Source organism: Allobosea sp. 05T438 (assembly GCF_056396025.1).
In genome coordinates this window covers 20,188-35,108 of sequence record NZ_JBFTKQ010000005.1, presented here as the reverse complement: position 1 = coordinate 35,108, position 14,921 = coordinate 20,188, and the positions used below count along the sequence as shown (strand labels likewise).

Annotated in this window: 10 protein-coding genes and 1 pseudogene; 3 read left to right on the top strand and 8 right to left on the bottom strand. The window is 62.3% G+C overall.

Going from position 1 to position 14,921, the window contains the following annotated elements:
* Positions 1–23: 23 nt before the first annotated feature.
* The gene (locus AC1DIN_RS12720; protein ID WP_476810078.1) at positions 24–794 is read left to right on the top strand and encodes an outer membrane protein; all 771 of its coding nucleotides are present in this window, start codon (positions 24–26) and stop codon (positions 792–794) included.
* Positions 795–851: 57 nt separating this feature from the next.
* On the opposite strand, the pseudogene AC1DIN_RS12715 reads toward AC1DIN_RS12720, so the two are convergent.
* The 8 genes and pseudogenes from AC1DIN_RS12715 to AC1DIN_RS12680 all read right to left on the bottom strand — a co-directional run.
* A pseudogene (locus AC1DIN_RS12715) lies at positions 852–1,240 on the bottom strand (transposase); the annotation flags it as partial.
* Positions 1,241–1,849: 609 nt separating this feature from the next.
* Positions 1,850–2,554: a hypothetical protein gene (locus tag AC1DIN_RS12710; protein ID WP_476810077.1), complete on the bottom strand. Its 705-nt coding sequence runs from the start codon at positions 2,552–2,554 to the stop codon at positions 1,850–1,852.
* A 579-nt stretch (positions 2,555–3,133) separates the two neighbouring features.
* On the bottom strand, positions 3,134–4,978 hold the full coding sequence (locus tag AC1DIN_RS12705; protein WP_476810076.1) for a hypothetical protein: 1,845 nt from the start codon (positions 4,976–4,978) through the stop codon (positions 3,134–3,136).
* Positions 4,979–5,107: 129 nt separating this feature from the next.
* Positions 5,108–5,359 (bottom strand): hypothetical protein, encoded by a 252-nt coding sequence (locus AC1DIN_RS12700; protein WP_476810075.1) that lies wholly within the window; start codon positions 5,357–5,359, stop codon positions 5,108–5,110.
* A 403-nt stretch (positions 5,360–5,762) separates the two neighbouring features.
* On the bottom strand, positions 5,763–6,983 hold the full coding sequence (locus AC1DIN_RS12695) for a hypothetical protein (protein ID WP_476810074.1): 1,221 nt from the start codon (positions 6,981–6,983) through the stop codon (positions 5,763–5,765).
* Positions 6,980–7,309 carry a helix-turn-helix transcriptional regulator gene (locus AC1DIN_RS12690; protein WP_476810073.1) on the bottom strand — a complete coding sequence of 110 codons (330 nt, stop codon included), beginning with the start codon at positions 7,307–7,309 and terminating at the stop codon, positions 6,980–6,982. The genes AC1DIN_RS12695 and AC1DIN_RS12690 overlap by 4 nt, the downstream gene beginning before the upstream one ends.
* Before the next feature lie 302 nt (positions 7,310–7,611).
* A complete protein-coding gene (locus tag AC1DIN_RS12685; protein WP_476810072.1) occupies positions 7,612–8,877 on the bottom strand; it encodes a tyrosine-type recombinase/integrase in 1,266 nt (421 codons plus the stop codon).
* A gap of 636 nt (positions 8,878–9,513) precedes the next feature.
* Positions 9,514–10,923, bottom strand: coding sequence for a calcium-binding protein (locus AC1DIN_RS12680; RefSeq protein ID WP_476810071.1), 1,410 nt, complete (start codon positions 10,921–10,923; stop codon positions 9,514–9,516).
* A gap of 863 nt (positions 10,924–11,786) precedes the next feature.
* Between AC1DIN_RS12680 and AC1DIN_RS12675 the strand changes: the two genes are divergently transcribed.
* A complete protein-coding gene (locus AC1DIN_RS12675) occupies positions 11,787–13,502 on the top strand; it encodes a type I secretion system permease/ATPase (RefSeq protein ID WP_476810070.1) in 1,716 nt (571 codons plus the stop codon).
* Positions 13,502–14,902 (top strand): HlyD family type I secretion periplasmic adaptor subunit, encoded by a 1,401-nt coding sequence (locus AC1DIN_RS12670; RefSeq protein WP_476810069.1) that lies wholly within the window; start codon positions 13,502–13,504, stop codon positions 14,900–14,902. The genes AC1DIN_RS12675 and AC1DIN_RS12670 overlap by 1 nt, the downstream gene beginning before the upstream one ends.
* Positions 14,903–14,921 lie beyond the last annotated feature (19 nt).

The following is a 14,921-nucleotide window of genomic DNA, read 5'->3' as shown; positions in this document are numbered from 1 at the left end:
AGAGAAACCTTGCCATATCAATATTGCATAGCCCCAGTCTCTCCACCATCTCAAAGGATTCATTCGATATGCCACTCCGCACTATAAAAATCTTTGCCGGAATTGCCTTCGCAGCATGCTCGATCACCGCGCAGGCCGCCGACCTGCCGTCTCGGCGGATCGTACCTGCTGCTCCCTTGCCGCCCGCCTTCACCTGGACCGGTTTCTATGTCGGTGCCCAGGCCGGCTGGGCGCAGACCAGAACCGAACTGACGCCGGGCGCCGTGATCGCCGGGCGGGCTGCCGTTGCTTCATTGCCGAGTCTGAACCGGGACGGCGCTGCGGTCGGCCTGCTGGCGGGCTACAACTACCAGATCGGTCAGCTGGTCCTCGGCGGCGAGATCGACGGCGCAGCCCTCATCACCGGCAAGCAGCGCTTCACCGCGCTAACCGGCGATTTCATCACCGCGCATACCAATTGGGTAGGCTCGGCCAGGCTGCGAGTCGGTTATGCCTTTGATCGCTTCATGATCTACGCAACTGGCGGCCTGGCATTGGCCGAGGCCAAGTCGACGGTGACGGGGACAGGTTATTCCTATGGCGCGGGTGACGGCGCCCGTGTTGGCTGGACGCTTGGTGCAGGCGCCGAATATGCCATCACGAACAATTGGATCGCCGGTCTGGAGTATCGGTACTCGCAGTTCGAGGAGGATACCTACACCTATCCGGTCGGCGTTGGCGGACTCGGGATCATCGGCTTCAAGCAGCAACTGAGCACCAATCAGGTTGTCGGGCGGCTGCTCTACAAGTTCTAGCCCTCTCGGACACACGGCGTCGTGCCGACCGAGCCATCGGCGGACCTTCGGACTCTAATGGGCGGCGTGGTCGTCGAGGATCACGGGGACGATATTGCCGGCCGGCCCCTCAGCCTCGATGGCGTTGAGGAAGCGGATGTACTCCTGGTGCCGATGGCGCTGCATGTTGCGGTCGACAGAGCCGTCGAGGACATTCAACGCGGCGAACAGGTCGCGGTGCCATGGCGTTTGTATTCGTGGGTCATGGTGCCGGGCCGGCCCTTCTTCAGAGGTAGGCCCGGCTCCGTGAGGTCGAGCGCATGGATCTGGCTCTTCCCATAGACGGACATCACGATGGCATGGGCTGGCGGCTCAACGTAGAGGCCGACCACGTCGCGCAGCTTCCGCACAAAATTCGGATCTTTGGACAGCTTGAACTGCCGACAGCGATGCGACTGCAGCCTGTGCGCTTCCCGATGCGCGGCACCGTGCTGGCGCTGGACCATCGGTCGGAGCATGAGGCTTCAGGCGGCATCAGGGTGTGACCAATCATATCTGCCTCGCGTAATCCTTAGCGGGCGCCGGTATCTGCTGGCAGTCCACGATCAGCGCCCCCTCGTTGACGATTACGCTCGTCTAACTCGGTAGGTTCGCCGGCCGGGCGCTTGGCGCCGAATAATCTGAACATGGTCACACCCCGTATTTGGCAAGAAAGGCGGCGTCTGGGTCTTCCGGGGGCTGCCACCGGGGCGCCTCCTGGGTGACCGCTGTCGGCGCCGAGCGTTCGGGCACCGGGCTTGGCGGAGCGTCGACTAGGCGTGCCCGGAGACGCTGCCCCTTGCTGTCGACCAGTACCGGGCCGGGGGTGAGCGGCTTGAACAGGTAGCGCCCTGACGGGATGGCGTGCACCGCCAGTATCAACCGCGCCTTGGTCGGATCATCGTTTGAAGGATGTGGCGTGCCATCCGCATCGAACCGCAGGACGCCTGCACCTGACGCGTTATTCCTCGCGTGCTCGGCTGCAAGCGCCCGCCTCAGCGTCGCACGTTCGGTCGGTGTGACACGGCAACGCATGATTACTCCGGCTCGTAACCATCAGCCGCGTGAGGATTGGCCTGCGCCTGCTGCGGCTGCTCTCCCTCGCGACCGAGATACTTCGCCTTAAGGTCAAGCTCGGCTGCGGCCATGCGATGGTCGAGAAGCTTAAGCGCGTGGTCGGACTGCTCCTTCGTCAGCTCGCCAATCAAGAACAGCTCGGCGACCTTGGCGTAAGCATTCGACAGCGTCAGGGACAGCAGTTCGTCGGTGATCGCCTTCGACAGCATCACATCACGATTGGCCATGTCGATCAGCATTTTCATGGCCTTAAGCTGCCGATCCGGGTCATACACGGGCGAGTGTGCCTTGATCGTCAGGAGCTGCACGCGGCTTGCGGCCGTCATACGAAGCGTCATACCGCCGAGACGCTTGCCGAGTTGTTCCGAGTGCTTTGCAGCCCGGTCTAGGACGATCTGCTCGGCCGGGTCGAGAGCGGCATGCTGCATGACCTTCTGACGGATGGCCGTGAGCTTGGCACGATCATCCTTCGACAGGCCAAACAGACCTTCCTCGGCGAGCACGGCGTTGCCCATGTGCTCAAGGACTTGTTCGTAGATATCCAGCTCGGCCATTCGCGTCATGAAGTACGCTTCGCGCATGCGTTCGGCGATGATGCGTTCATCCTTGGTGTCGTAACCGTCCCTCTTGCCGGTGGACGGGAAGTCGATGATTTGGCTCGCCATGATGGGGTCCGTTCGTAGGTTACTGCGAACCAGTCGCAGATTATAATAAGCCGGCTAAATGCGCGGGCGGAGTTGTGTGGAGCCGAGTTTGTCGCCGACCCGCCTTCCCGCCAAGTGCTCCGGTCAGCGATGCCGGTGGCATTGCCTCGCCGGGGTCTCGGTTGGTTGTCGATTGCTTGGTGGATTGCCACCGTGTGGCCTGATCCGGTATGAAACTGGTGGTCGCGGGCAATCCCCGCTCATAACGTGCAATCCCCGCGTCAATCCCCCGCTGAATCAGGTCGGTTTCGGGGTCGGGTACTACTGATTTCGCGGACCACTCCCCGCAATCCCCGCGTAATCCCCGCTACAATCCCCGCTGCGATTTGGCCTATTTCTGCAGGGGTTTCGGGCATTAAGCGGGTATTGCGGGTATTGTTTTGGATACTTAAGCCAGGACCCTATTTTGGTGGATTCCAGGAGGCAGAGTGCCACGGGCTGACAGGGGGGGGGGCAATCCCCGCATCCCCGCGACACCCGCGAGCCCACCCCCGAATCCCATGCGAATGCCGACCCCGAACCATCCCCATCATACCGTGCCTATTCATCGTCCAGTGGCACATTCTGCATGATGGCGTATGACTTAATCTTGCTGTGTGAATCCATTCCCGACGTGATGTACCGCTCATTCAAGACCGCACCATTCAGCTTACGCATAGCGTGACCGATCGACAGCGCCGAAGGCATGTTATTACCCTCCGTCTTCGCATCGTATGCGAGCAGCGCTTCACGCAGCGGGCGCGAGATGAGTTCGGGGTTATTGGCGTCTTCGCGCAACTGGGTCGCGGTGACGAACGCACCGAGCCCGTACCGAGCCTCCATTGCGGCCATGAGCGCGCCGTGCCGCGTCTTCTTATCGTCGTTCTCGGCAACTCGCTTCTGCGAGAGGACCGGGTCTGGACAGCCGAGCCACAAGAGCGCCCCGCAAATCAACCGCGACCAGTCCTGAAACGAATTCAGCACCGGTACTTTGATGTCTGGCTTAGCATTCACGTAAGCCCGCAGAATAGTGAGTGCGCATAGGACGTAGTCCATTCGATTCGCGGTAACCATCCGTCGTGGGTCTTGTTTGAATTTACGGTTCTTTGGCGCCTCCATTCGCGGATCGAGCAGACACATTAGTGTGCGGCGTTCCAAATCCTCTGCCGGCGCGATATTGACCCCGTTGATATGGATATTCATCCACTGCTCGCGCTCGACAGTCTCGTTTTTGCCGAGCAACCGAGGCTTGGGATATTTGCTACTGATCATCTGCGTGAGCAAGGTATTGAATAGCCGACCATTGATGTTATCGAGGACGACATGCGTCAGGCCGGCTTGCAGGAGCGATGCTAGCAGCTTGTCGTTTTCTTCTTTTACGGTGGACCAGAACAGCGTCGCGGGCCATTCGCCTGTGGCGAGATACACGATGATTTCTGACAAAAACGTTTTGCCGGCGCCAAAGTCAGGAGCGCTGACGCAAACTGCCGGAAGCACGTCAAACGCCATGCGAGAAACAGACGAGAGCAGGTCCGCGAGCGCCACGCTCTCGCTGATGGTGACGGTCTTTGAAACGCCCTGAGCGTCCTTGTCGTTCGGGTCAATGTTATTGGCGCCGGTCTCTGGGTCGAAGAACGGAAACTCCTGAAACAGACGACGGATATTGTAGAGGGCCATGCGAGCCATCGCTTCCGTAGCACCATCAATGGCCTTGGCGATTTCCGGGCTGATTGCAGCGTCCTTGGACAGGTAATAGCCCGTCGCTTCATCGTAACCGGCAGCGGTGACGAGTGTCCCGTCAGGACGGATCGAAGGGCACGACAGGATGCCGCGAAGGGTCTTGTACTTCCACGTGCCTTTGCGCTCTAGGATGGTTGCTGAGACACGAGCCGGAACCCCGACAGGCACGATCGTGGGTTCGCCCGGTTGCCCATTCGGCCCTACCGCAACTTTCTTCGTGACCGAGCGGATAGTACGCGAAATGACATCATCAAGCGCCGTTGCGGTCATGTTCTGGAGACAGAGCGAAGCAACAGGCTTGCTGACGCCTCGCTTGGTGCCATCCTCCTGCGTCTCGTAAACGCGAAGGACTGGAGCATTGTTCGAAACGCGCACCAGCCTGCCGGTTGTCTGGTAGAGCGAGAGGTCTGCGTCGAGCAGCGCGTCTTCATAGTCGTCTACGCTGGTCGCATGCTTGGTGGCGCGATACACGACGGTGGTGCGCGCGTCCGCCTCCTGGGTGAGCGATGCGGGCAGTCGGACCTTGAATGGGCCATCCCGCTGCACATCGTCATCGGCTGGCGTGGGGTTTCCAGCCTGCGCAACCAGATCGGCCGCAGCCTGCTCCAGTTCGTCGGGATGGGTCTCGGCGACAGGCGTGAGGGTGGTGGGGGACGGCGTGGTCATGGACGTGGCCTTTCAGGCGGTAGAGTTGACTTCCGCCGAAGGCCGACCAAAAAGAGACTGGTTTCAGGGGTCTCTTTGGTGTGACCTTCGACTATCGCTTAGGGCGTTCCGGTTGGGCACCGGTTCGCCCTAAGTGCGTTTTTGGGCATCGGACGGTTGGTCCTTGATCTCATACAGTCCGAACGCCCATCCCTTCGCAAGCATCGGCACCAGCTTTTCGAGCGCCCCAGCAGACAAACCTGCTTGACCGCCGTTCGCAAACTGTTGAAGCGAACGTTCGGCGATGCCGCACGAACGTGCAATTTCCTTGCTCGAGCGTGAATCGTTGTTCAAAATCTTACGGATTACTTCCGTAGCAGAGTGCGGTCTGCCAATTTTCATTTTCGAAAACCTTTCGCTGCTGCTTGCAGCGCTCGCCGAAACTTGCTCTGAAGCGCGGAAGGGTCAAGCTCTGCCCGCCACGCCTACCGGCCGTAGGTCTTTCGCCGACTAGGCTTTTCCCGCTTGACGGCATGGCCACCGGGCTGGCGATCAGGCTGGATCGCGGTCGATCATCACGACACCGGTGGCAATCCGCCCGCATCGCCCCGCTCGGCTATCAGGCGCCTCACAAACGCCCGTGCGTTGCGAGCTGCACGCCGGTCCGATGGTGACGCGGCGCAGAAGATCGGGGGCAGACCAAGGGCTTTGACGCGAACGTGCTTGTTCGTATCAATGCGGTAGGATAGCCCGGCTTCTCGCAGCTCTGTCTCTACGGCAATGAGGACGGCGTTGCGGCGTCTGTTCATGCCCAGCGCCCGCCCATGGCCTGACGCAGCGCCTCGCCGCGCTCCTTCGCCCGCGCACGCTCTTCAGCGAGCCTCGCGTTGCTCGCCCGAACCAAGCGCATGTGGTAGGCGAACAGCCGCTCGACCTTCTCGACGCGCAACCGGCCCTTGGTCGTATACGGGTTCCGGGTGATCAGCGGCGAAGCCAGGACGTATTGTAGGATTACGCGCGGGTCAGGCTCGAACTTATCGAGGTCACTGATGACCTGATACGTGGCCTCGGATATGTCGCCCGGCGCCTTGATGCACCAGCTCGCATCACCGGTAAGTAGTATATTGGCCGAGCTGATCAGGAACCGGTTGTTCGTCGCCAGCATCCGCGCGCAGACATCCTCCAGACCTTCCGTCGGCTCCTGATCACCGATCGAATTCATGGTGTCGATATTGTCGGGGCTCTTCAGTCCTTCGTTCGCCTTGGACGGAACCAGCATCATCGTCCCAACGTAATGCGCGACCATCTGATTTAGCGCCATATGTTGAACGAGGATATTGCTGCCTGATTGCGGGTGCTTGTCGCCGGTCAGATGAATGAACTGCCCCGTGGTGAAGATGCCGCCGCAGAAGTCGAATGAATATCGATCCGCAGGAAGCCTGCCCGCAACGAAGACATGCCAACCGTTACCAGACAGAGAGCGCTCCACGTATGCACCAGCATTCAGATAGTACGCCAGCATTTCATCATTGCAGCGCTGTTGCTTATCGGCTCGCTCTTGCACTTCGGCGCTGATGGTACCGGTAGCCGCCATGGAGGCCAGCTTGCCTCGGACATCGTCGATATCCAGACAGACCAGCCCTTGCTGAGAATTCATGCGCAGGGTCACGCCCGCCAGTTCGGCATGACGACGCATCCGCACGGCCCTCGCCGCGTCGGCAAAAGAGGTCAGGCGCGACGGATCGTTACCCTTGCATGGGTACAATTGCGGGGCGTGAGACAGGACCGGTCCGACCAGATACGGCGTCTTGTCGTATCCGAAGAGGGCGAAGGCCCCGTGCTCCTGTAGCTGGCTCGGTGTCGCCGCCAGTCGTTCGTCCAACTTCGCGCCCAGCGCTATGTGACGCGGGGTTGGAACGTACGGGCGCTTAGGGGTACGCGCTTCCCTCGCTGCCTCGGCGGCTGCACGCTGATCAGCCTGCGCAACCAGCTCGGCGGCAGCTTTGGCGAGATCGACCGTGCTCATGACTGCGGCTCGGTCCCGTCGACCTGAGCGATCAGGGCGCGCGCGGCAGCGATCAATGCAGGCGGGACGACAGGCGCGGCGAGCGCAGTCTTGACGGTGTCCTTGATCAGGTCCGGGCGATAAGCCGCGCAAGCGCCGCGTTGCTTCTCAGCTCGGGTCGCTGACCACGCGTCAACTTCATGCTCAACCCAACCGACCCGACGCGGCGACAAAACCACCTGTGCCGGGAATTCCTTCCGCTGCATCAGTTCGTACAGCGTGGTGCGAGTTAGCGCTGTGCGACGAAGCACTTCGGGCAGGCGGATAAAGGTGTTCTGTTGCGACATGGCGCGGCTCCGTTGCGTTGAAGCCAGAAATAGTCCGGGAAGGCTCGGGAAGTCAAGCAGAGTACCGGCGCTAGGCAAGCAACGCGGCGCCTAATACTCTTTCCGAACTTTGAAGCGATATGTCTCTTTGCTGAAATCGCAAGCCTAATACTACTTCGCGGTAGTCGGAAGGATATGCATCACGATACAGGATCGAAGCGATACGCATAAATGCGAACGGGCCGCCCGATAGGACGACCCGTGTGAATGCTGCCTATATGTCTTCCCGGCTGATTAGCGCCGATACGTCTTCCGTATGGTCATCATCCGAGACCTATGGTCAGACCCGATGCGCCTCGCAGGGATACGATGTTGCCACCGGGGGCCGCAGTGTCAGCGGTCGGGCTGTCAGCGAAGTCTTGCCAAGCCTGCATCAGCCGACGACGCTTTTCGAGCGCGTCCGAACGGCGATACGCAGCCTCGGCCTTGTCCTTGATCCCGTGCGCCAAGGCAGCTTCAATCACTTCGCGCGGGAACGAAGTCCGGTCACCGGCCCAGTCACGGAAGGTCGATCGGAACCCATGCACGGTGAGACCCGGCGCCATACCCTTCAGAAGCTCAAGCAGGGCCATATTCGAGAGACCGCGTGTCGCCTTCGCACCGCAGAACAGATGCGCATTGCCGGCCTCCCTCGGGACCGTTGCCAGGATTTCGAGCGCCCGGTGGCAGAGCGGCACTCGGTGTTCTCTGCCCGCCTTCATACGGTTCGCAGGTATCACCCAGACGCTCGCATTCCTGTCGATCTCGCTTTCCGTCGCGCCGATGACTTCGCCCGTGCGAGCGCCTGTCAGGATGCAGAATTCAAGCGCCCGCGCCGAGACGCTGGTCAGCTCTCGCAGCTTGGCGATAAACGCCGGCAGGTCGTCGACATTCATCGCCTCGTGGTGCTTCACCTTCGCGATCTTCGCGCGGCTCGGCAGGATGTGGTCTAGGTGACCCTTCAGCCTTGCAGGGTTCTCGCCCGTGCGAAGATGCCTAGCCTTCGCCCAATCGAGCACCGATTCAATCCGACCCCTGACGCGTCCTGCGGTCTCGGATTTCGTCGTCCAAATCGGTTCGAGAATTTTGAGAATGTGCGACGTTTCAATATGCGCCACGTCAAGCGAACCGATCACCGGGAACGCGTACGTGGTCAGCGTCGCCAACCACTGCGCCCCGTGCTTGACGGATTTCCATCCTGCGGAGTGTGCGGAGATGTACTTCTCCGTCGCCTGCTTGAACGTCGTCGCCTTGATGACGTTCGCAACGGCGAGGCTTTTCGCGATCGTTCGCTCATCAATCGGGTCAATGCCGTCTGCAACCTTCTGACGCGCCAGCCGGGCGCGCTCGCGTGCCTCGGCCAGTCCGAAGTCGATGAAGCGTCCGAGACCCATCTGACGCGCCCGGCCGTTAAGCTGGTACTTGAGTGACCATGACTTGGCGCCTGTCGGACCTACCTGTAGGTATAGTCCCGAACCGTCGTGATACATGCCCGGCTCAAGCGCCTTGGTTATCTTCGTCACTGACAGTCGATTGATTGTCTTAGCCATGCTGTCCCCCGGTCTGACCCACAAATCACCATCGGTTCTTGTCGGACGTTGCCGGACGACTCAAGTGCTAATCTGAACCGATAGTGCTTATGTTTGCTGGCCTTTTCAGACGTGACCGGACGTTACCGGATGAACACCATGACGCCACCCCTTCCGCCAGCGCATCTCCAAGTCGCTGGTTTCCTTCTAAGCCCGTGGCGTCTCAAGCAAAAAATCCTGCAACTGCCATACCGGGACGCTGCGCCGGGGGCTGAGACGAGATGCCTGACCGCCTCCATGCGCGAGACGGAACCTGCTCCTTCGAGACAAACATCCGGCCGGCTCGCAGCACGTGTTCAAGTCTGGGAACCGTGGGAAATCGCTCAAGGCAAAGGGCCTTCCCGAGGCGAGGCCGCGAGCGCGATTCGAGAGCGTCCGTTGCGACGCCGAGATGGAAGAAACCCGCAAACGACTCGGCGCTCCGTCCCGACCTGCATGGGGTCGGCAACGGCTGCCCGCGCACGGAAATCCCGGCCGTGCCGGCATCACGATGTGGCAAACACCGCACCGTGACGCCAATCGGGCTTCCGCCGGACGCGAGGCCGAGATTCGCGGCGGGTGGCGCCGCGGTTCGCCGCCACCCTTGGCAAGGCGACGTCACACGAGCGTGATGGCGTCGTATCCCAACGCGTTGTTGATGTCGTCGATCGATGTGAACGTGCCGCCGCCGGAGACGCCGTCGATCTGGATCGTGCCGAAGCCGAAATCCAGAACGACGCTCGAGCCGGAATCATCCACCGTCACCGAGACCGTCGTCGGGTCGGCAACGTCGATTTGGATGGTGTCCTCGTCCGTTGCATTGAGGTCGGTGACTTCGTCGTCGCCGAACGGAGTGTCTGCGCCATCACCGAAATGGAAGGTGTCGGTGCCGGCACCGCCCGTCAGCAGATCGTCGCCAGCATCCCCGTACAGGTTGTCGGCTCCGTTGCCGCCGTCGATCTCGTCGTTGCCGTCGCCGCCATGGAGCTCGTCGCTGCCGGCGTCACCCCTGATCTCGTCGTCCCCGGCGTCGCCCGAGAGGGTGTCGTTTCCGGCCCCTCCGGCCAGGGCGTCGTCGCCGTCGCCACCATTGCCCGTGTCGTTGCCTTCGCCGCCAGCCAGCTCGTCGTTACCGGCGTCGCCATTCAGCGTATCCGCCCCCGCTCCGCCGCTCAGCGTGTCATCGCCGTCGCCGCCACTGAGCGTATCCAGCCCTGCCCCACCGTCCAGGGTGTCGTCGCCGTCGCCGCCGCTCAGGTTGTCGTCGCCATCACCGCCATCCATCACGTCGGCACCGGCATTGCCCTCCATGGTATCGTTGCCGGCATCGCCGCTCATCGTATCGTTGCCGGCGTTGCCATTCATGACGTCATTGCCGTCGCCGCCGTTCAGCGTGTCATTGCCGATGCCGCCGCTCATGGCGTCGTCGCCGGCATCGCCATTCAGCGTGTCGTTGCCGGCGCCGCCGTCCATCGTGTCGACCCCCGCCCCTCCGTTCAGCGTGTCGGCACCTGCCGCCCCGTTCAGGACATCGTCGCCATCGCCGCCATCGATGGTGTCGTTGCCGGCGCCGCCGTTGAGGGTGTCGTTGCCGGCATCGCCGGACAGGGTGTCGTCGCCGGCGTTGCCGTTGATGACGTCGTCGCCGTCGCCGCCGCCGATCGTGTCGTTTCCGGCATCGCCGGACAGGGTGTCGTTGCCGACGCCGCCGAGAATATTGTCGTCTCCGGCGCCGCCGCTGATGGTGTCGTTGCCGGCGTCGCCGGACAGGATGTCGTTGCCGGCATCGCCGTTGACGACGTCGTCGCCGTCGCCGCCGCTGATCGTATCGTTGCCGGCATTGCCATCCAGCGTGTCGTCGCCGACGCCGCCGAGAATATTGTCGTCGCCAGCTCCGCCGCTGACGAAATCATTGCCGCCGTCGGCGTCGATCGTGTCATTGCCGGCGAAGCCATGGATGATGTCGTCACCGCTGGTATCGGGAGGGGGGATGATATCGTCGCCGGGTGTACCATTGATAATCGCCATGGCAGTTCTCCCTGCTGCAGATGGCCCTCGCATAGGCAAGCGACCGCCCATGCGCTGTCGTGCGCCGGGTATCGATCGTTACGGATCGAGAGATTTGCGAAGGTGGCGGAAGCTAGGGAGATACAGGGGGGCGACGCAATCCCCATTTGGAGACAAAAKCCGGCGACGCCGACGCTATTCTGTCGTCATTTCGCAAGTCTAATTGGTTTTATCTTCGAGAATCCGAGCGTTAGACGCTGCAACTTGCGCAGCAATCAAAACAAATCGCCGTCGAACGGATTCCGCGTGGCGATCGACGCAAAGGCACGGATGCCCCGGGTGTCCAGGATGCTCAGATCGCGAGACTTGCAGGCGTTCATCGCCTCAAACCGTTTCTGTCACCAAATGGGGATTATGCCGGAGGATAAGCTTCCCTAGCGTCGCTTGTCCGCTCTCGGGCCGCCTTCCGTGGCAGCAAAGCGGCGCCCGGCCGAGCCCGGTGTTTGCGGCAATCCACGACGGGGGCGTGCTGGATCAAGGGAGGCGAGATCATGGCTGCGGTGGCGTGGGCGCTGAAGAACTTCTCGATAGCAACACGACTGTGCAACAGGGGCTCGCCGCCCCCGGCCAGAGGCCGACAGCTTCAGGTGAAATCGCGATACGGCGCGATCTGAAGGCTGCCTCCCGCCTCGCTCCAATGCGCCGGAGCATGATCACGTCCGTGAATCGGCTTGTCCGAGTCGGCGTCATCCTCCTGCCATATCGCGCAAACGCTTCTTTCAGTCCGAGGACACATGTCCGACGCGTCTGCAGGCCGCACGACTTCCGGGTTTCGCACCAGGGTCACCGCCGACACCGCCATATTGAGAGGCCGCAGGCTTCTCATGGCGATCCCGGGATGGCGTTCATTGCTGTGGGTCGTCGTCTTCAGCGTCGCGATCAACCTGCTGCTGCTGATCCTGCCCTTCTATTCGATCCAGGTCTTCGACCGGGTGATCACGAGCGGCAACATCGAGACGCTCGTCGGGCTGACCGGCCTTGCCGTCGCGGCGCTCGGCTTCAGCGCCTGCTTCGATATCCTGCGCAACCGCCTGCTCGGTCGCTTTGCGGTCGGCTTCGAGCGATTGCTCGCGCCCCTCGTGCTCAAGGCCGCGATTGCGGACTCGGCTAAGCGCAACGAGGGCGGCACTCACGACATGGTGCGGGTGCGCGAACTCAGAAACGTCCTGTCGAGCGGCACCGCCTCGACCCTGATCGACGCGCCCTTCCTGCCGGCCTTTGTCGCCGTGCTCTTCCTGATTCACCCTTGGTACGGCACGATCGCGCTGATCGGCTCCCTGCTCCTGCTCCTCCTGGCGTTTGTGAGCGGGCGCGTGGCGCGCGCCGAGCTGGTGCAGGCTTCGGGCACCGCCCTGCGCGCGCAGCGTGCGCTGGACGGCATCGTCGCTCATGCCAATCTCGTCCGTGCGATGGGGTGGACGCATGGGGCGATCCGCGAATTCCTCCGGCTTAACGACGCCGCGCTGGTGCCCGTGGTCAAGGCGAATGAGCGCGTGGCCCTGATCGCCTCCGTCGCGCGCGCGATCCGGATCGTGCTTCAGGTCGCCGCTATCGGGACCGGTGCCTGGCTCGTGCTGCAGAACGAGGTGCTCAGCGGCAGCATGATGGCAAGCTCCATCCTCATCAGCCGCACGCTGGCGCCAATGGAGCAACTCGTCGCCGGCTTGCGCACGCTGACTTCGGCGCGCGATGCCTGGGGGCATGTCAGCAGCGCCGCCGCTTCCGCCCTTGTAAGCCAGGGGCGAACGCTCCTGCCGCCTCCCCTTGGCGCGCTCGACATCAATGCCGTCACCTTTCGCAACCCGAATGCGAGGCGATCTATCCTGGCCGGCATCAGTTTCCGCTGCCTCCCGGCCAGCGTCATCGTCGTCATCGGCCCGACCGGTGCGGGCAAGTCGACACTCCTGCGGATGATTGCCGCCCTCGAGAAGCCGACGACGGGCACGATTCGTCTGGACGGCGCCTCCCTGGAGCATTGGGACCCGGATCAACTCGGACGCTACGTCGGGTACCTGCCGCAGGATGTCGAATTATTGGGTGGCACGGTCGCGGAGGCTATCGCCGGCTTCGATGAAACGGCAACCGATACGGACGTGATCAGTGCCGCCAGGCAAGCCAACGCTCATCAGATGATCCTGTCTCTCCCGAACGGCTATGAGACCGACATCGGCCGGGATGGCAACAAGCTTTCAGGCGGGCAACGCCAGCGCATTGGACTGGCGCGCGCGCTCTTCGGCAAGCGCAAGCTGATCCTGCTGGACGAGCCCAATTCCAATCTCGACCCGGATGGCGAGGAGGCGTTGTGCGCAGCGATCCGCGAGGCGAAAGCGCGGGGAGCGACGCTCGTCATCGTCACGCATCGCCCGCGGCTCTTCACTGTGGCAGACCTGATTCTGTTCTTGCGGGACGGCGCCCAGGTTGCCTTCGGGTCTCCCTGCCAGGTGCTCCCGCAGACCATGGCCGGCGCCACGCCGATGCGGCATTCACATCCTGTCCCGAGTGAGAAGGCCAGGTCCGACATTGTTGACAGGAGGCGCTGATGCCTGCCGTCGACCTTCCGTCCCTGTCGCGTGGGCTGAGCGTCGCCCAGGACGGCCGGCCCGCCGCGCTGATCCGGGCCGCAAGCACCGACCTGGACCAGGTACCGGAGCTTCCCCGGTCAGACACCGCCTCCCTCGTCCGCTGGGGGGCCGCGCTGGTGATCCTTCTCTTCGGCATCTTCGGCATCTGGGCTGCAACCGTGCCGCTTGCGAGCGCGGTCATCGCGCCCGGCGTGGTCAAGGTATTGTCCCAGCATCGTGCGGTGCAGCACCTCGAAGGAGGGATCGTCAAGGCCATTCTTGTCCATGAAGGCGAGCAGGCCGAGCGTGGTCAGCTCCTTGCCCAGCTCGACACGACGCAGATCGAAGCCAATCTCGGCGTCCTCGAAGCGAAGCTCTTCTCCGATCTTGCGACGGTGGCCCGCCTGGAGGCGGAACAGGCTGGCGCTGCCGAGGTTTCCTTCCCCGACGAGCTGCAAACCAATACGACAAGCAGGGAGGCGCGGTCTGCAATGGCGACCCAGCTTTCCGAATTCGCCGCAAGGGCCACTTCGCTCCAAGGGGAGCGCAAGCTCATCGATCAGCAGATATTGCAGCTCGAAGAGGCGATCCGGGGACTCCAGAGCGGTTCTGGAGGCTTGGGGCGACAGCTCGCCTACCTCCAGGAGGAAATCAAGGATTCAGACTTTCTCTTGGCGAAGGGGCTGGCGCGAAGACCGAAAGTTCTCGCTCTCAAGCGAGCGGAAGCCGATGTCGAAGCCCAGATGGCGACGAACGCATCGTCGGTGGCCCAATCAAGAGGCAAGATCGCCGAGCTGGAGGATAAGCGTCGACAAACCGTCAACACCTGGCTCGAGGATGTCGCCAAGCAGAGCCACGCCGCTCGTGAACGGATCGCCGACGCGCGGCACCGAATAGAGGCGGCGCGGGACATGCTCAGTCGGAGCGAGATCCGCGCCCCTGAGGCGGGCACGGTCGTCGGCCTCAACACGCGCAGCCTGAACGCGGTCCTCAATCCGCGTGAAACCCTGCTCGACATCGTGCCGATGCAGGATCGTCTGATCGTCGAGGGCGAGGTAAAGCCGAGCGATCGGAACGAGGTAAGGGTCGGACAGCCGGCTCGCGTGCGGGTTCTCGCCTTCAACTCCAGACGCACGCCCATGCTGACCGGCGCCGTCACGATGGTTACGGCTGATGCGCTCATCGAGCCGAGATCAGGCAAGTCGTTCTACAAGGCCGAGGTTGACCTCCGGCAAACGCCGGAGCTCACTCCCTATTTCGCTTCGCTTCAGCCGGGCATGCCGGTCGAGATCTTCATAGAGACCGGTCGGCGGACATTCGCGGAATACCTGCTGCAGCCGTTGATGCTGCGCATGCAGCGCGCCTTCAAGGAGAGTTGACCAACACGGCGGGGGATCA